Annotated in this window: 13 protein-coding genes; 4 read left to right on the top strand and 9 right to left on the bottom strand. The window is 61.4% G+C overall.

Annotated elements, in window-relative coordinates:
* Positions 1–2,663: DUF5801 repeats-in-toxin domain-containing protein (locus ABIB78_RS37990; RefSeq protein WP_429034177.1), on the top strand; the 2,663-nt coding region annotated here is incomplete at its 5' end.
* Positions 2,664–2,729: 66 nt separating this feature from the next.
* Here ABIB78_RS37990 and ABIB78_RS37985 read toward each other — a convergent pair.
* The 6 genes from ABIB78_RS37985 to ABIB78_RS37960 all read right to left on the bottom strand — a co-directional run bounded on the left by ABIB78_RS37985 (position 2,730) and on the right by ABIB78_RS37960 (position 10,738).
* Positions 2,730–3,710 (bottom strand): transglutaminase-like cysteine peptidase, encoded by a 981-nt coding sequence (locus ABIB78_RS37985; protein WP_429034176.1) that lies wholly within the window; start codon positions 3,708–3,710, stop codon positions 2,730–2,732.
* Positions 3,711–3,969: 259 nt separating this feature from the next.
* Positions 3,970–5,220 carry an HlyD family type I secretion periplasmic adaptor subunit gene (locus ABIB78_RS37980; protein WP_429034175.1) on the bottom strand — a complete coding sequence of 417 codons (1,251 nt, stop codon included), beginning with the start codon at positions 5,218–5,220 and terminating at the stop codon, positions 3,970–3,972.
* Positions 5,221–5,232: 12 nt separating this feature from the next.
* The gene (locus ABIB78_RS37975) at positions 5,233–7,461 is read right to left on the bottom strand and encodes a type I secretion system permease/ATPase (protein WP_429034174.1); all 2,229 of its coding nucleotides are present in this window, start codon (positions 7,459–7,461) and stop codon (positions 5,233–5,235) included.
* A gap of 195 nt (positions 7,462–7,656) precedes the next feature.
* Positions 7,657–9,363, bottom strand: a complete 1,707-nt coding sequence (locus ABIB78_RS37970; protein ID WP_429034173.1) for a TolC family outer membrane protein — start codon at positions 9,361–9,363, stop codon at positions 7,657–7,659.
* 271 nt (positions 9,364–9,634) lie between these two features.
* Positions 9,635–10,090, bottom strand: coding sequence for a hypothetical protein (locus tag ABIB78_RS37965; RefSeq protein ID WP_429034172.1), 456 nt, complete (start codon positions 10,088–10,090; stop codon positions 9,635–9,637).
* A gap of 111 nt (positions 10,091–10,201) precedes the next feature.
* Complete coding sequence (locus tag ABIB78_RS37960; RefSeq protein WP_429034171.1) at positions 10,202–10,738, bottom strand: NYN domain-containing protein; 537 nt, start codon at positions 10,736–10,738, stop codon at positions 10,202–10,204.
* Between the two features lie 828 nt (positions 10,739–11,566).
* Between ABIB78_RS37960 and ABIB78_RS37955 the strand changes: the two genes are divergently transcribed.
* Entirely contained in the window at positions 11,567–12,097 is a 531-nt protein-coding gene (locus ABIB78_RS37955) for a hypothetical protein (RefSeq protein ID WP_429034170.1), read from the top strand.
* A 146-nt stretch (positions 12,098–12,243) separates the two neighbouring features.
* On the opposite strand, the gene ABIB78_RS37950 is transcribed toward ABIB78_RS37955, so the two are convergent.
* The 3 genes from ABIB78_RS37950 to ABIB78_RS37940 form a co-directional block, all read right to left on the bottom strand.
* The gene (locus ABIB78_RS37950) at positions 12,244–12,663 is read right to left on the bottom strand and encodes a hypothetical protein (RefSeq protein ID WP_429034169.1); all 420 of its coding nucleotides are present in this window, start codon (positions 12,661–12,663) and stop codon (positions 12,244–12,246) included.
* Positions 12,664–12,668: 5 nt separating this feature from the next.
* Positions 12,669–13,295, bottom strand: coding sequence for a hypothetical protein (locus ABIB78_RS37945; RefSeq protein WP_429034168.1), 627 nt, complete (start codon positions 13,293–13,295; stop codon positions 12,669–12,671).
* Positions 13,296–13,421: 126 nt separating this feature from the next.
* Entirely contained in the window at positions 13,422–14,189 is a 768-nt protein-coding gene (locus ABIB78_RS37940; protein ID WP_429034167.1) for a hypothetical protein, read from the bottom strand.
* Positions 14,190–14,834: 645 nt separating this feature from the next.
* Between ABIB78_RS37940 and ABIB78_RS37935 the strand changes: the two genes are divergently transcribed.
* Together ABIB78_RS37935 and ABIB78_RS37930 are read left to right on the top strand one after the other, a co-directional pair.
* Complete coding sequence (locus ABIB78_RS37935) at positions 14,835–15,185, top strand: hypothetical protein (RefSeq protein WP_429034166.1); 351 nt, start codon at positions 14,835–14,837, stop codon at positions 15,183–15,185.
* Positions 15,186–15,238: 53 nt separating this feature from the next.
* Positions 15,239–16,704: VCBS domain-containing protein (locus tag ABIB78_RS37930; protein WP_429034165.1), on the top strand; the 1,466-nt coding region annotated here is incomplete at its 3' end.

Below are 16,704 nucleotides of genomic sequence, written 5' to 3'. Positions count from 1 at the left end.
TGCTGCTGACGTTCGACGGCGGCCTTGCCGGCGGCAACTTCACCGGCACCCAGGATATCCACGACACCAATGCATCGGCGACGATCGCGACCGAGAACTTCTCGGGTGCGTTCACGATCGGCAATACCAACCTGTACGGCGCCGATGGCGCCGGCGCGACCACGATCAACTACACGCTCGGCCTGCACGCCGGCGTGGCCAATGGCAGCGCCAGCGGGCTGACCCATGCCGGCAGCACCATCTTCCTGTATCTCGACAGCGTGACCGGTGTGGTCACCGGCTCGACGTCGGCGATACAGGGCGGGATCAATGCCGGCAACACGGTGTTCACGCTGGGCGTCGGTCTGACCACCGGCATCGTGACGCTGACGCAGCTCGAATCGATCGACCATACGCAGACCGACACTTACAGCGGCTCCTACATCAACGACATCAAGCAGCTGGCTGCGAACCTGATCGACCTGAAGGCGAGCGCGTTCACCACCGACAGCGAGGGCGACAAGACGGTCACGGCCTCGGCTTCGGTCGATGTCGGCCACCAGATCGAGTTCGGTGACGACGGTCCGAAGGCACCGACGCTGACGGTGAGTGCCGCGACGGTGGGCGTCGATGAGACGCCTGGCGTTCAGACAATCGGTGGCGCAACCGACGTCCTTGGCAGCGCCGCGATTACGTTCAATGGCGTGGCGAATACGGTTGCCGGGCTGTTTGCGACCGTCGCGAACGCGGGCACTGATACCGATGTATCGGCCGCGGTGCTGGACAACGGTGCGCTCAGCTTTGCCTCCACGGGTGCCAGCAGCATCCTGACCTTGACCGGGGGCAGCTACGGCGCGGATGGTGCGGGAACGACGACCTACGCCCTGACCGTGCTCAGTTCTGCGTCTGGTCTGACCTTGACGGATGGCACAGCCATCACGCTGTCGCTGGACGGCAGCGGCCGGATCATCGGCACAGCCGGCGTCGATGCCACCAATCCCAGCCTGACGGGCAAGGTGGCGTTTGCGATCGCCATCGATCCGGCGACCGGTCAGCTCTATGTGGCGGAATACCTCTCGCTCCACCAGCCCGACGCCACCAACCCCAACGACGCTGTTTCGCTGGCGGCTGGCAAGATTGGCGCGACCGTCACGATAACCGACTCCGACGGTGATCACACGTCGGTCTCCGCCGACATCAGCACCCACATCAGCTTCCTCGACGACGGCCCGACGCTCGGCGCATTCGTCAACGGGACGCTGCCGAACGACATCGGCTCGGTGAACGGCACCTTCGCCGTCAACTTCGGCGCCGACGGGTTCGGCGGTTTCACGCTCACCGGTCCGAGCATTGCGGGCATCACCTACTCGACGGTCTCGTTGACCGATGCCAGTGGTCACGCGATCGGCACGGAGCTGATCGGGTCGGCCGGCGCGACGCAGGTGTTCGATCTGAAGGTGTTCGAGGATGGCACCTACACGTTCGACCTGCTTCATCCGCAGGCGTCGACGACGGTCACCGATTCACTCCTCGGCCTGACCAGCGGACACGTTACGTGGGCCGAACTTGCCGATGGCAGCATCGAATTCTTCTCGGCAGGTTTCGTCAATTCCTCAACAGTGGGCTTTGGTGTAGGGAATAACTTCCTGAACTTTGGCGAAACATTCAATATGAAGTTTCACGTTCCAGGAACGGGAATAGGGGTCGATAACTCGCCTGGTTCGAACCCACAGTTCGTGGATTCCGTGAACTTCAGCGTCAATTCCGGCAACGTCGGGGATTCGGTAACCTGGACTGCGACCGACACGGTCCATGGCACGACGCAATCCGGAACGGCGTCGGTGGATGCGACGGGGCATCTGTTGATCGACCCGACGATCTCGTTCAATTCCCTTCAGGTCACGGGCAGCACGCCTGGCGAATCCATTCGCTTGACGGCGGCGGACGTGTCGCAGACGGTTCTGCCGTCCGACCAGAACCTGTCGTTCGGGATCGTGGCGACGGATGGCGATGGCGATCATACGACGTTGTCCACGCTGGGTATTCACATCGTGGCCAGCGATTCCAGCGGCAACTTCACGCTGACGGGCGGCGCAACCGCCGACGTCATCGCGACCAGCTCGCACGTCGATACCATTGTTGGTGGCGGCGGCGTGGATATCGTCGACTACCGGGACGATACCGCCGGTGTAATGGTCAACCTGGTGACCGGTACCGGTACTGGTGGTACGGCCCAGGGTGATACCTACAGCGGGATCGAGGGTATTCTCGGCGGCAGCGGCAACGATACCCTGACCGGGCTCGCCGCCGGCGGCAACTACCTCGACGGTGGTGCCGGCAACGACATCCTGAACGGCGGTGCCGGCAACGACACCTTCGTCCTGCAGTTGAACGGTGGCGGACACGACACCATCAACAACTTCAACGCGCTGTCCGACCAGATCTTCGTCAACCTCGGCGATAACCTGTCGATCGGCCAGGCCTCCACGGTCGCTGCGGCCAACTTCCATGTCGGCGACGAGACCAGCGCCTCAGTGTGGAATGGCGGTACGGGCAAGGAGTTCGTGTTCAATAACACGACCCATGAATTGTGGTATTCGGCCAACGGTACCGGCACCGACAAGGTGGACCTCGCTCACGTCAGCACCGGCGTGCCGGCCGCGGCAAACGTTCACGTCTACTGATCGGTCCTGACAAGGTTCCCAAACCCCGTCGAATTTTCGATGGGGTTTATTTTTGCCCACGTGCCGTTACATGAGCACGGGCAGGAAGCCCGCGAGCGGGCTTGCTGCCTCAAGCTCAAGCTGCTCCACGCCGGTCCATTCGGCATCCGCCGCATTGGCCGCCGCCGGTGCCGCGTCGAGCTCGTCGCCCAACGGAAGCCGCTTGGCGTAGGGGGCCGCAAACAGCTGGACGCCGTGCTCGCTGATCGCAAACATCGGCGTGAAGTTGTCGAGGTCGCCGTCGTCAATCAGCTCGGAGCGGCGGCTGTCCAGTATCAGCCAATGGCCATCCAGCCGCGCCGCCAGCACGGCATGATCCTGGCGGATGGCGCGATCGCGGCCGAGCACCAGGCGTAGCTCCTCGCGCGGGAAGCCGGCTTCGCCGAGCGCGATGTATTTCGCGATCGCGTAGTCCTCGCAATCGCCCTTGCCGGTTGCGAAGGTGGCGAGCGGAGCAGTCCAGCGGTCGGCCTCGCCGTGCTGGGCGAAGTCGCTCACATAGCGGATCGCCTGGTTGACGGCGCGGTTGGCTTCATCGAGCCGGTCGCGTCCGGATCTGGATTTGACCGCGTTGATCAGGCGCAGGAATTGCGCGGCATTGGGCGGGCAGCCGGCGGCGTTCTCCCGGCAATGTGCCAGGACGGTCTGCTCCCTTGCGAGATCGGATTCGAGGCCCCGCCATTTGCGCCACAGGCCGTTTTCCGGCGCGCGGAAGGTGAACAGGCCGAACGGCTCGGCGCCCACGGGCGGCAGGGGCTTCGCCGCGGGCAACGCGTCGGTCGCCGTATTCGGCGGCGTGAGCGAGGCGGTGCGAATGGCGTTCGGTCCACGGCCGCGCTGCCGGTCGAGCCTGGCCAGCACGTCGGCGATGGTGAAGAAGGTGGCAGGCGGGCGGTTCGATGCGGCACCCGAGGCCGGCGCGAGCTCGCCGGCGGGATTGCCGAGAGAAAGCTCGTCCGCGGCAAACGCGGATGGCGCTACGCAAAGACTTATTGAAAATGCAGCCATGGCCATGACTGCCGACGAAGCAATCTTCAGCGACTTCATATGACGTCCCCAATGTCGGGGACCGTCAACGTCTGTGCGTCGATCTGCGTCCCCGCTGTTATCGGGACGCAGACTGGCGCCTTGGCCGCTTAAGCGGAGTTAAGTGGAGGGGGCCGGTATCGGGATTGTCGAGAAGGCGGTCAATCCACGGTTTGCCGGTTCGTTCGAAGTTGAACGACCGGAGGTCATGATCAGTTAACCACGCTATCCTTGGTCCCGATCAGCGTTCGCGCAGCGCTTCGTCACGCAGCAGGCGGGCGGGCTTCGCGATGTAGTCCAGCACGGACTTCTCGCCGGTCAGGACTTCCACCGTGGTCACCATCCCCGGAATGATCGGCAACGGATGCTGCTCGGAGCCGAGATGGTTCTTATCGGTGCGTACCATCACCCGATAGAAGGTCTCCGGACGTTCGGTCTTCTCCGCCTTGTCGTCGACGATGGTGTCGGCGCTGATGCGTTCGACCTTACCCTTCAGCGATCCGTAGACCGAGGAATCATAGGCGCTGATCTTCACCACCGCGTCCTGGTCGGGACGGATAAAGGCGATGTCCTGCGGACGAATCCGGCCTTCCACCAGCAGCGTATCGTCCAGAGGCACGATATCCATGAGGTTGGCGCCCGGCGCCACGACGGCGCCAATGGTGCTGACGTTCAGCTTGTTGACGATGCCGTGGACCGGCGCCTTCAGGTCCGTGCGGCGCACCCGGTCCTGGGCGGACTTGATGTTCTCGTCGAGGACGGCGAGATCGCCACGCGATTTGGCCAGATCCTCGTCGGCCTGCGAACGGAAGGACGCGGTGATGTTCGTGATCTTCGATTGTGCCTCGGCCAGCTGTCCCTTCATGTCGGTTGCCTGCCGGTCAAGCCGCAGCATCTCGATCTCTGGTACGACCTTCTGGTCATACAGCCTGCGCGTCAGGGTCTGCTCACGCTCCAGCAGCTTGAGGGAGCCAGTGAGGCGAGTGACCTGCTGATTGAGGACATCGATGTCCTGTGCGACCTTCTGGCCGCGCATCTTGAACACGCTGGCCTCGGTCGCGACGGCGGCAGGAACCACCTTGTCGACCTCATCCGGAAAGGTGATCTCGCTTCGTCCGCGCGCCTCGGCCTCGAGGCGGGCCACCCGCGCCGCCATCGCCGCGCGGCGTTCGCGGATTTCGCCGAACTCGGAGGCAAATTTCGTATCCTCAATGCGCATCAGGGACTGGCCCTGCTGAACGATGTCGCCTTCCCGCACCAGGATATCGCCGACGATGCCGCCCTCGAGCGATTGCACCACCTGCATTTGCCGCGACGGCACGACGCGGCCGCTGCCGCGCTTGACCTCATCCAGCACGGCGAAATGAGCCCAGACCAGAAACGTCGTAAGCAGCGCACAGGACGTCCACAACAGCATGCGAGAGGTGCGGGGCGTGCGGAGCAGCGCTGCGGACCGGATATCATTTGCAAATGCAAAATCTGAAGACGCCATAATATTCGCTCGCTATGCAGATTTCGGCTGAATCGTATTTTCAGGCGACGGCGGGGTCGACGCGGGCTTGCCCTGGAGCAGCGCGAGCACCTTGTCGCGCGGGCCGTCGGCAACCAGGCGGCCATTGTCAAACAGCAGCAAGCGATCGACCATGTTCAGCAATGACAAACGATGGGTCGAAATGATGACGGTCATGCGCTCGTCACGGAGCTCCTTGAGACGTTCAAGGAATTCCTGCTCGCTGCGGATATCGAAGTGCGCGGTTGGCTCATCGAGAAACAGCACGCGAGGCTTGCGGATCAAGACGCGCGCGAGCCCGATGGCCTGCTTCTGGCCGCCCGACAGGCTGCGGCCGCCTTCAGAGATGGGCATGTCATAGCCCATCGGATGGCCGGCGATGAAGCTCTCGACGCCGGAGAGCCGCGCAGCAAGCAGAATTTCCTCGTCGGTCGCTTCCGGCTTGCCGAGTGCGATGTTGTCCCGCAGCTTGCCGAAGAACAGGTCGGTATCCTGCATCGCAAAGCCGATGCCGGCGCGCAGGTCCGAAGGATCGTATTGGCGCGAGTCCACGCCGTCGACCAGGATACGGCCTTCCTTCGGCTCGTAAAATCCGAGCAGCAGCCTGCCGACCGTGGTCTTGCCGGACCCCACCCGGCCGATGATACCGACTTTTTCTCCGCCCTCGATCTTGAAGCTGACCTTTTCGAGAGCGTTGCCCGGCGCGCTGGGGTAGGCGAACGAGACGTTCTCGAAGGCGACCTTGCCGTCTTCGATCCGTCTTGCGACATAAGATCGGGTCGGCGATCGCTCCCGTTCCATCGACATGATGCGGTCGATTGCCTTGAGGGCCGATAACGTCTGCGTTCCCTTGGTGATCACGGAGGCGATCCCGGCGATCGGCGCAAGGACGCGGCCGGCGAGCATATTTGCAGCGACCAGCGCGCCGACGCTGAGCTTGCCGTCGAGGATCAGGAAAATGCCGACGATGACGAGGAGCAGGCTCGTGATCTGCTGGGCCATGCTCGCGCTCGTCAGCGACAGCGACGACCAGAAGTGGACATCCTCGCCCGATCGGGCGGTCGCCGCGACCGAGCGCTCCCACAAGGTCTGCATGCGGGCCTCGGCGCCGGTCGCGCGGACGGTTTCCAGACTCGACAGGGACTCGACGAGCACGCCGTGCCGGGCGGCGGATTCGGCCTGCAGACGCCTCATTGCGCGATCGAGCGGGCGCTGCAGCAGGAAGCCGATCAGCATGACGAGAGGGAGCATGATCAGCGGGATCCAGGCCAACGGTCCGGCTATGATGAACAGCACCCCGACAAACAGGATGGCAAACAGCAGGTCCGTCGCCGAAACCACGCTTCCGGAGGTGAAGAATTCGCGCACCGAGTCAAAGTCCCGGAGCTGATTGGCGACGATGCCCACGGAGGTCGGCCGCTGCGCCATCTTCACTGCCATCACATGCTCGAAGATGTTGGCGGCGAGCACGACGTCGATGGTCTTGCCGGTCAGGTCGATCATGCGGCTGCGGACCATGCGGAAGATGAAATCGAAGAGGATGCCGAGCCCCATGCCGATCGAGAGGGCGATCAGGGAGGGGATCGCGCCGTTGGGGATCACGCGGTCATAGACGCTCATCGTAAACAGCGGCGTCGCCAGCGCGAGGATGTTGGTCAGAAAGGCGGCGATCGCGATGTGTCCGTAACTGCGCCAGTGCGTCTTCACCACCGACCAGAACCAGTGGTTCTTGGGGATGTCTCCCGCGGCGACGGCGCGCGCGTCGGCTTGCGCGGCGCTTCTCACCAGGAACGCGTAGCCGGTGTAATCCGTAGCGATCGAGGCGATGTCGGCGACGCGCGGGGCATTCGGCGTCGCCGGATCAACGATCCTGATCATCTTGTTCGCTGGGTCCGCACCCAGCAGGATGAGCGCAGAGCCGTCCTTCATGATGAGGACGGCCGGCAAGACCAGCGCAGGAATGTCCGAAATGTCGCGCTTGACGGCCTCGGTCTCCAGACCCGCACGTCTTGCCGCGCGGTCGTAGAGCGAAACGGACAAGCGGCCGTCCGTGATCGGAAGTCCGCCGAGGAGAGCTTCGCGGCTTACCGCACGGCCGTGATGAGCGGCGAGATAAGTCAACGATGCGGTGAGGGGATCGTCGCCCAGTGCGCGCGGCCGACTTGTCGCGGCAAGCTTTGAAGTTGAATCGTCCGGCGAGGGGCGGCCGGTGTTAGCCGCCATGCTGGGGGTCCGAAATAACAACTGAAACCTCGACAACCAAAATGGAAATGCAGCAATCGCATTCGAAGATTTCGCGCAGACTACAACAAATGGCGAACAAAATCAGCGAAACTTGCTTTAAGTATTAATACGGAATCGAAAGGGCCCCGTTTGGGGCCCTTTCGGAAGTCCTCACCTGACCTTGATTGCCGGCTGCTACTGAGCGGAACTCGGGAAGGCCGACAGCAGCCAGTGCGGCTTGGTCGATGCGTAGGAGCTGGCGTTCGCCGTGACGGACGGGTCTGCGTAAATGACGTTCGGGCCGTCCGCAGCGCCCTTCTGCTGCTGCATCCATTCCGAGGAGCCCGGCACGGCAGCAGTCGTCGTTGCGCCGGTGAAGCGGTCGGCAAAACCGACATCCTTGGGCTGAGCTGCCGCATAGCCCTTGGCTGGGCGAACTGCGGCGGCGGGGGCCGGAACGGCGACGTGCAGCGGCTCGGACCCGGTTTGCGGCAGGTTCACCCGAAGCGTCGGGAAAGAGTACCGGGGCAGGCCAATCGAGAGCATGTCCGTGGGGGCAGCATCGACCGGCGGAGGAGCCTTCAGATACTCGATCAGGGTCCCCATCGCCGCCAGCAGCTGATAGTCGGCGAAAACGACGACGCCGCGGGCGGAGGTCAGCGAGACCGACGCGTTGAAGAACTGGTTCTGCGCGTTCAGCAGATCGATCAGGGAGCGCTGACCGAGCTCGTATTCCTTCTGGAAGGCCGCGATGGTCTTCCTGTCCGCTTCCAGCTGGCGTGTCAGTGCTGCAATGCGCGTGGCCGTAATCGTACGGGCATTCCACGCCTTGTCGATCGACTCATAGGCGTCGCGCTGCAAGCGGGCATGTCGCATTGTGGCTTCGGTAAAGCGCTCGGCCTTCTCAGACCTATTCCAGGCATCCTGGCCGCCGCGGAAGATGTCCCACGACATCACCACCTTGCCACTGTAGTCCTCATGCGTAATGGCGGGAGTTCCGGCAGCCGCCACGTAAGGGTAGGAATTGTCGTAGTGGGTTGCCCGTCCCTCGAGATAGAACTTCGGGCCGAACGTGCCGTCGGTAGCCTTGAACGCATGCTTGGCGGCGTCGGCGTCGGACTGTGCCGCCGCAATCGTCGAATTGAACCGCAGGGTGGTTGCCAGCGCTTCGTCGCGGCTGTTCGGCAATCCGCCGAGCGGGGCGGGGAAACGAACATTGATCGGCTCGAGGCCAACCGTCTTGCGGTACTTCGCCCTGGCGTCATCGAGGCTGCGCTGGAATTCGGCGAGTGCCGCGCGGGCGGCCTCGACGCGTTCGCGCGCCTGCTCCAGGTCGCCTTCGCCGGCCCGGCCACCCGAGAAGCGAGAGTTCACGTTTGAGAAGATCTTCTCGTGATTCGCGACGTTTTGCTGGGCGAGGCTCACCAGCCGCATGTAGCGCACGACGTCGATGTAGCCTTCGGCAGCGTCGAGGGCCAGCAACTCGGTTCTTTCCTTGACGCGGGAGGCCGCGGCGTTGACGCGTGCGGTCTGGCGCCAGACGTCATAGATCGACGAGAAGCCGTCCCAGAGCAACTGGCGCACCACCACCGATTCCTGGCTGCCATTGCGCCACGGTCCTGCACCCACAGTCGGTGCCGATTGAATGTTCGGGCTGATGAAGCCCGGCGATTGATCGAACTTTTCTGGACCGTAGCTGGCGTCGATGCGCACCTGCGGCAGCAGCGTGCTCTGGGTTTGCCTCAGCTCGCTTTCGGTCGCCCGCCGATTTGCGGAAGCTTCGCCCACGCCCGGGTTGGTCTGCATCGCCTGGCGCAATGCGTCGTTAATTGAAAAAACCTCGGCACATGCTGGCGTTGCCGCCAGGCAAAGGCACGCGATGACCGTGTATGCCGATTTCATAATCCCCGCCCCTACTCACAATAATCTTACGTAGAATCTCCCAAAACCGTAACAAAGGACGGTTCCTTAACCTATGACATTTCAGCCACACAACCGCTCTAAGTGGGGGCCGCTCGTCGGGCGCGGGCGAGCACGACTCTTAAGATTTCGATTAAAATTCAATATTCTGGCAGTTGTTGCGTGGGGATTCGGGCTGGTACCGAGGAGCAACACCGGAGAACCGGAACCGAAAGCTCAGTTAAATCCACCCTAACGGCCGGCCAGCCATTGGCTACTGCTCGTGACACGTCGCCAGGTAGGTTGCGACGAAGGGCGGGGCCTTGGGGTCTGACAAGGGACCGCCCAGGCGGCTCGTCAGCTTGTAGAGTGACTTGCTTGCAAAATAGAACCGGAAGATCTCGGCTGTGGACTCGTCCACGCGGGTCGCAACGATCGACGCAGCCGTACGTTGGGCGGCCGCAAAGACATAGGTCGTGAGCTTGGTTCCCTTGCCTTCCACCGCAACCGAAGTTCCCCACGTGACCGAGAAGGTTTGGCCATCGATCACGACAGCGGGCCGGACCGTATCCAGATCGTCATCGATCCACTGAACGTCACCGCCTTTGCCTGAGGGGCCAACCTCAGCCCGTTTGCCCCGCGGCGTGTCGCAGGCGAACCTTGAAGGTTCAGCTATTGCTGCGCTTGTCGTCGCCAGGAACAACAACAGACAGCCGACCGACCTCCACATTGATTCCCCCCTGCAGTTGCGTTGGTCGGAGTCATACTGATGTCTCCGCCCGGCTTGCGCAACTCGGTGATGTACGGACGCTGTCGGCCCAGCTGCGTCCCGCCCGCGACTTCACTCCGGCGCAATCGGATGCGGTGGACGCTCGATCGATGCTCTGAGATTGTCGAGTTCGAGGAAGGCGTCAGCTTCTCTGCGAAGCTCGTCGGCGATCATGGGAGGTTTCGTTCGAATGCTGGAAACGACCGTGACACGGACGCCCATCCGCCTGACGGCCTCGACAACCGCCCGCAAGTCACCGTCGCCGGAGAACAGGAACACGTGGTCGATGCGGTGTGCGATTTCCAATGCGTCGACCGCGAGCTCGATACCGATGCTGCGCTTCATTCGGCGCCGTCCTTCGCCGTCATCGTGCGTTTTGGCTGGCTTTTTCCTGACCGCATATCCGTTGTAGTCGAGCCAATCCACCAGCGGCCGAAGGCTGCTGAACTCGTCGTCCTCCCGCACGACGGTGTAGAAATAGGCGCGGACGATTTGCCCATGCTTTTCGAACTCCGCGAGCAATCGCCGGAAGTCGACTTCGAAGCCGAGGTTCTTGACCGTGGTGTGCAGATTCGCGCCGTCGATAAACAGTGCAATGCGATCGGTCATCCCAAATCCCCATGACGCCCGGATCAGTCGCTCTACGCTTTGGTTTTGACAAATTCCTCGAGCGCGTCGCGGGGCGCCTGGGTTAATAAGTTGATCTTAGAACAACGATTAGGCCGGGAAAAAGTGGAAATACGAGTACCACGGTCACCACGCGGATCGTGCGCTCTTTGATAAAGATAGCGGTTGAAGCGGCGCGGTCCCCTCGCGTGCAGATGAATCGGTCGCTGTTGAACAATGACGCTGGCCTTCGTCCGCGACGTCCACGTGCGTTCAGTCAGCAACAGAATTGCCTGCTATGGCGCTTTGATGGCGTCGGCCGTTCAGATATCCGTGGACCATCAGAACAATGGGCCGCGGGCGGGCGAGCGCCGCCGTGGACACCAGGCAACGGTGCACCGCAGCGGTGCTGACGAGCCGTTGCGCACAGGGTTGCGTCCCCAACAAGACTACATCTAAACTTCGCCCAGCGTACCGGCGCCGTTTGGCGGCGGCGCGATATTTCGAGATACCACTTTTTTGCAGATACAGGTTTTCGCCGATGCCAGTTGCGCCGGAGGGGAGAGGACGGCTTGGCGTCCCCGGCCTGTGCAGACAGCTTGTTGTTGATGGCGGGCGTGGATACGCGGCGGGTGTTGATTGCGGCGCCTCAATAAGTCTCGCGCCCTCGTCGATAACGAACCATCACGATCGACCCATTTGCTCGACGTGATGTTCGTATCAGCAGGAGGCAAGTGGGGCTCGCGATGGGGGCTTGCCGTGACCGACACAACAATCGGGCGCCCGATTGAGGGGCGGGCCAGGGAAGATTGGCCAAGGCGCATGAGATGCATGGTCGTTCTCTCGCTCTGTATCCTGCTGACCTGTTGCGGGGCCCCTCGCCGGGCCATCGATAAGGAGGCGGGACCGGCAACGGAGACCGCAACGGAGCCGGCGACGGAGACGACCACGGCACCGGAAACAGAGACGACAGCAGCGCCGGCAACGGTCAACCTGAGCGGCGCACTCGCAGAGTGCCGGAGCGCCTTTCCGGATCAGATCGCGCAAGCGGTGGCGCGGGCGTCGTGCGTGATCAAGGCGACCGATCTCGTCCGGCCGCTGTTGCCGTTTCCCGAATTGCTCGACCGGGAGAATGCCCTGCGCAAAGCGTTGGCAGAGCAGGTTCAAGCACGAGCCATTTCCCTGCTCGAGCGAAACATCCAGATCCAGAAGCTGCATGCGCAGCTGCTCGACGAAGAGCGCAGCCGGCTGCCGGCCGCGCCGGCCGAGGCGAGCAAGCCGCCGCCGGCGGTTACGCAGTGGCGGCAATCCAACCCGGAGAGTTGTGGACAGCTCGGAGGGGATTCCGGCAATTGTTATTGAAGCATTCGATGCAAGCCGTTTTCTGGCCGTGCCGTGAAAGTTTGCACCGTCGATAAAGAGCGCAATACGGTCCGTCATCTCAGTCCCCATGACGCCGCATCGTTCGTTTTGCGCTTGGCACGCCGATCCTCTAAGCTACTGCCTTCTCACGAAGATTTCGTTTGGGTTCGTTCTGCCGAATTTTCGATATCACCTCTGTCGCGGGCGGACCTCTTCTCAACGATGTTTTTTCTCAATTTTGAATCCGAGCGCTGCGAGTAGCGTTCTAGCGCCGCGAGGCGTCGAAGCGCCGTATGCAGCGCATCGAAATCCTGGGAACTCGACAAAATATCAACCTCGTCGAGGGCCTTGACGCGTTCCACCTCGATCTGGCGGAGACGCTGACACATCGCATCAACGGAGGCGTCATCGGTCGATGCATCGCCGTCGGTGCTAGCAATGGTAGCCGCGGCCAAGCCATGGCGAAGCGCGTTCATCCTCGAACGCGCTTTGCCTTCCTGACTGCGCGGGCCACGACTTTTCGCGCCGTTGCGCCTGTTCGCCGCGATCTGCCGTTGCGATGCCATTTCGCTTACTTCATCGATGCCTGCGTCTGGCCGGAAGCCTTGACAGCGATGGCCTTCTCGGCTGCCAAGCGCAGGGCTCGGGCGTTGGCTTTGGAGGCTCTCTCCAGATCGTCCAGAAACTTATCCAGACGCTTCTGTGCCGACACGATCAGGCGCTCGATGGTTGCCAAGGCGGGCAATGCGAGTTGGAAGGCTTCGACCTCCAGGGCGTTGGGCGGGAAGCCGGCGTTCTCAATCACTTTCATCATGGCCGGTCGGGACGCGGGGTCATTGAACCACGGCGCCGCAAGCTTACGTGCGTCCGATTTCGCAATCGCCTCAGCCAGGCCCGGTGACGTGATGCGTACCTGAATTTTATAGAGCAAGGACTCCAACGCCGCCCGCTCGTGGCTGCGCAGCACGCCGATCTTCATGTGCTGGTAGCGCAGGACATCCCAGGTCAACACCGTGGCCTGATACACTGCCAAGTAATCGCGGGAATTCTGGGGTTTGCCATAATCCTCGAGGCTGTCAAACAGCTGGATGAATTCCTTCGCGTTCTCGTGGGGCAGCAATTGCGGGGTGTCGAGATGACGCTTCAGGACATCCAGCGGATAGCTCTCGTTGTCTCGGGCAGATTTATTGTCGCTCATGGCGGCTCCTCGAATGCACGGAATTGTGCTGAGTATTGAGGAACAGGAGCCGAATGGATTCTGCGAGGGTCCGGTTGTGGGAACAATCGGGTGGTGTGGAAAAACCCGGGGTGGCGTGCCGCGGATCTAGCTGGCGGGGAAATCGTTGGCGATGAGGCGGACGATTGTCTCGGTGGTTACCGGCGCAAGTTGTTCTTGGCGGAGGTATGCGCGCAGCGGTTTCAAAACAAGCTCAAGAAAATCGTAGACCGGACCGCCTTCCACATAGACCAAGTTGCCCTGGCGCATAATCGGCTGGCGGCGCCGGCGAACCGGCTGCCCGCTGCGGCGAATAATCTCGCCCAATTGGTCAGCTAGAATCTGATCTGCCCGATTGTACTTCCGACCCGCTTTGCGCTTTTCCTGCAACGAAACGAGGGCAGCGCGTGCTGCCTTCGCAATATTCAAGCCAGTCGGTTGTTCGATTTGTCCAGGGAAGGCCGCAAGTTGGTCTCCCCATACGTCCCGCCAATGCGTTCCTGGGGGCTCGTCGCCGCGCTGATAGTCGCACGCCATTGCCCACTCGACGGGCGCTGGAAGCTCGCGGGGGAAGAAGAGATCGGGGTTTTTCGAAACTTTCAGAAGGGTAGCGGCGAGTACACCGGCGGGCATAGTGGCGGACGCCGCCGCTGCAACCGTCACTGCGCTGGCTATTTGACGTAATTCCCCTGCTTCGTCTGTCGTTGGAATCGCGTCTGAATTCTCTTCCGGGGGCGGCAGGTCGTATTCGACGTAGAATCCAAGAGCCGTCAAGATGGACACCCGATCCAGGCACAGCCCCAGATAGATCTGATCGAATGCGGCTCCCCACGGAGATTTAGGTTCGATCAATTGCGGCTTCGAAAGGGTTGGCATCAATGCGCTCCATCAGAATTGACAACCCTATCGACCGAAGTTTTTCTCTCGAGTGAAAATAATGAGTGCGTTTCATTCTTGCGAGCTGCCATCGCACCAAAGCCGCTCCGGCCTTTTCTTTTTGGTGGCGATCTTGCCTGAAATCGAAAAAGGACCTGCGGTCGATCTGCAATGAGTTCCACTCCAAGAAACTCCCGTAAAACAACGGGCCCCCGCGGCTCGTTCTCCAAGAATTACGCGGAAACACGGTCGATGTGCGACGTTCATAGTTAACTCAAAGCAATTTCGCGGCATCTAGACGTTAACGCAAATTTGCGGCAAGTTGCACGCAGTTTAGGTTAAGGGATACTTGCCGCACGCGATTTTTCGGACAAGACGGCAAAGCCTTCCCAAGACCGAGGAGATTTGAAGAAAAGAATTTGTAATGCGTGCGGGTACAGGGCCGCACGCGAGGCGGGCAGGGTAGTGCGTTCGGGATCTTTCACAGCGAGGCGGACGAGCAAATAGCAATTAGAAGGCATTGCTTGTCTGCTTGTCAGTCGAGACGCTCGCAATTTTTTTTTGAACGAGCGTTGGTAATTCAGTGAATTGATTTTCGGCTGCAATCACACCTGCTCTGCGTCGGCAGAGTTTGAGGAGTGTGTATTGAGTCGCGTTGGTTTCATCCGGATGGCCGAGCCACCAATCAACTGGTCCGAGGCTGGATCGCGCCTCCAGCGGATTTCAAATTCTGCTTGTTCATCTTTTTCATCAGCCAATCTTTCGATGCTGACCTCGCTCGCCGAGGCCAAGTATCCGTCGGTTCTGATCGATCGGCCGGCTGCGAGCTCGCTGGGACCGATTGGTGCGCTGATGTCGGAGGCGCTGCCAACAATCATTGATTGCGATCCAATCGACCAGCGCACCTCGCCTTGCGAAGGCGCCATTTCGCTATCGCCCCGTCAAACCATTCCCACAGAATTTGAAGCCATCACAGCATCCCGTTCCATCGAATAGTGGATCTGTAGCTACGCGCGAATTGTACGAAAAGAATTATTGGAGCATCCCTAATGGCAAGCGCCAGCGGCACCACCACCCTCACAGGCACTCCGGGCAGCGACAATTACGTCGGCGGTTCAGGCGACGACATATTGTCCGGCGGCGCGGGGAACGACCGCCTCAACGGCGGGTCTGGTGATGACACCCTCAATGGGGGCAGCGGCTTCGATACAGTTCTGGGCGGATCAGGGTCGGATACCCTGATCTATAAGGCCTACGAAAATCAGTACATCTTGGGATCGACCGGCTTCACCGCCGCCACCCAACAAATCAGCGGCGGGACTATTTATTCGGGAACCGATCAGACGAGTCCCGGGATCGTTGGCACGGCTACGGTCGTCGCCGGTACAACGTTCCAGGGCTACGACTCCTACGACGGCGGAAATGGCGCCGTACAGCTCGGCAAGGCGGGCGCGACGCCGGACGTTGATACGCTCCAGATCTGGCTGAGCGCCGCGCAGTTAACTGACGCAGATATTCAGGCCGAGATCTCGTATTATAAGAATATTTGGGTTCCTGCGCACATCAGTGCGCAAACCGGCCAGGCGGACGGTACGATTTATACCTTCAAGACGCTCAATCTGCAGGTTTCGGCGATCGAGAAAGTTGAAGTACGTGACGCCTCGGGCAATCTTACTATCGCAGCCACTGCCGACACAGCATCGGCGACAGAAGCGGGCGGGGTTAATAACGGCACTGCTGGCGTCAATCCGACCGGCAACGTCCTAACGAACGATTTCGATTTCAGCGCTGCTTCCAAGACAGTTGCTGGCGTTGCGGCGGGTACCACCAACGCCTCGTTGAGTTCTGGCGCCGGCACCGATGTGGTTGGTGCGCATGGCACCCTGCATCTCAGTGCCGACGGCTCCTATACCTACACCGTGAACAACGGCCAGGGCGCGGTAGAAGCGCTGCGCACATTTAGTGACACGCTGACGGATACGTTCTCCTATACGGTGAAGGATACCACGGGGGCGACGGCTACCACGACGCTGGCGGTGACGATCCATGGGGCCGACGATGCGCCGGTTGCGGTGGCCGACGTGGCCTCGGCGACCGAGGCGGGCGGTGTAGGCAACGGTACGGCGGGAACGAATCCGACCGGCAACGTGCTGACCAACGACACCGATGTCGATGCTGGCGACACCAAGACGGTCGCGGGCGTTACGGCGGGGACCACCAGTGCCTCGTTGAGTTCTGGCGCCGGCACCGACGTGGTCGGTGCGCACGGCACCCTGCATCTCAATACCGACGGCTCCTATACCTACACGGTGAACAACAGCCAGGGCGCGGTAGAAGCGCTGCGCACGTTCAGTGACACGCTGACGGATACGTTCTCCTATACGGTGAAGGATACCGCCGGGGCGACGGCTACCACGACAGTCACCGTCACCATCCACGGCACCAATGACGTGCCGGTGATCGGCGGCGTTTCCACCGGTTCGGTCACGGAAGATGTCGGCGTGGTCGCCGGCAA

Origin of the sequence: Bradyrhizobium sp. I1.14.4 (genome assembly GCF_050435825.1) — a bacterium.
Lineage (GTDB): Bacteria > Pseudomonadota > Alphaproteobacteria > Rhizobiales > Xanthobacteraceae > Bradyrhizobium.
The sequence above is the reverse complement of the archived record's forward strand: the minus strand, read 5'-3'. Positions and strand labels throughout refer to the sequence as shown.

What these genes read in the sequence shown, in the direction of transcription:
- ABIB78_RS37985 (WP_429034176.1), bottom strand. Translation starts at nt 3,710, where the DNA reads ATGGCTGCATTTTCAATAAGTCTTTGCGTAGCGCCATCCGCGTTTGCC.
- ABIB78_RS37980 (WP_429034175.1), bottom strand. Translation starts at nt 5,220, where the DNA reads ATGGCGTCTTCAGATTTTGCATTTGCAAATGATATCCGGTCCGCAGCG.
- ABIB78_RS37975 (WP_429034174.1), bottom strand. Translation starts at nt 7,461, where the DNA reads ATGGCGGCTAACACCGGCCGCCCCTCGCCGGACGATTCAACTTCAAAG.
- ABIB78_RS37970 (WP_429034173.1), bottom strand. Translation starts at nt 9,363, where the DNA reads ATGAAATCGGCATACACGGTCATCGCGTGCCTTTGCCTGGCGGCAACG.
- ABIB78_RS37965 (WP_429034172.1), bottom strand. Translation starts at nt 10,090, where the DNA reads ATGTGGAGGTCGGTCGGCTGTCTGTTGTTGTTCCTGGCGACGACAAGC.
- ABIB78_RS37960 (WP_429034171.1), bottom strand. Translation starts at nt 10,738, where the DNA reads ATGACCGATCGCATTGCACTGTTTATCGACGGCGCGAATCTGCACACC.
- ABIB78_RS37955 (WP_429034170.1), top strand. Translation starts at nt 11,567, where the DNA reads ATGGTCGTTCTCTCGCTCTGTATCCTGCTGACCTGTTGCGGGGCCCCT.
- ABIB78_RS37950 (WP_429034169.1), bottom strand. Translation starts at nt 12,663, where the DNA reads ATGGCATCGCAACGGCAGATCGCGGCGAACAGGCGCAACGGCGCGAAA.
- ABIB78_RS37945 (WP_429034168.1), bottom strand. Translation starts at nt 13,295, where the DNA reads ATGAGCGACAATAAATCTGCCCGAGACAACGAGAGCTATCCGCTGGAT.
- ABIB78_RS37940 (WP_429034167.1), bottom strand. Translation starts at nt 14,189, where the DNA reads ATGCCAACCCTTTCGAAGCCGCAATTGATCGAACCTAAATCTCCGTGG.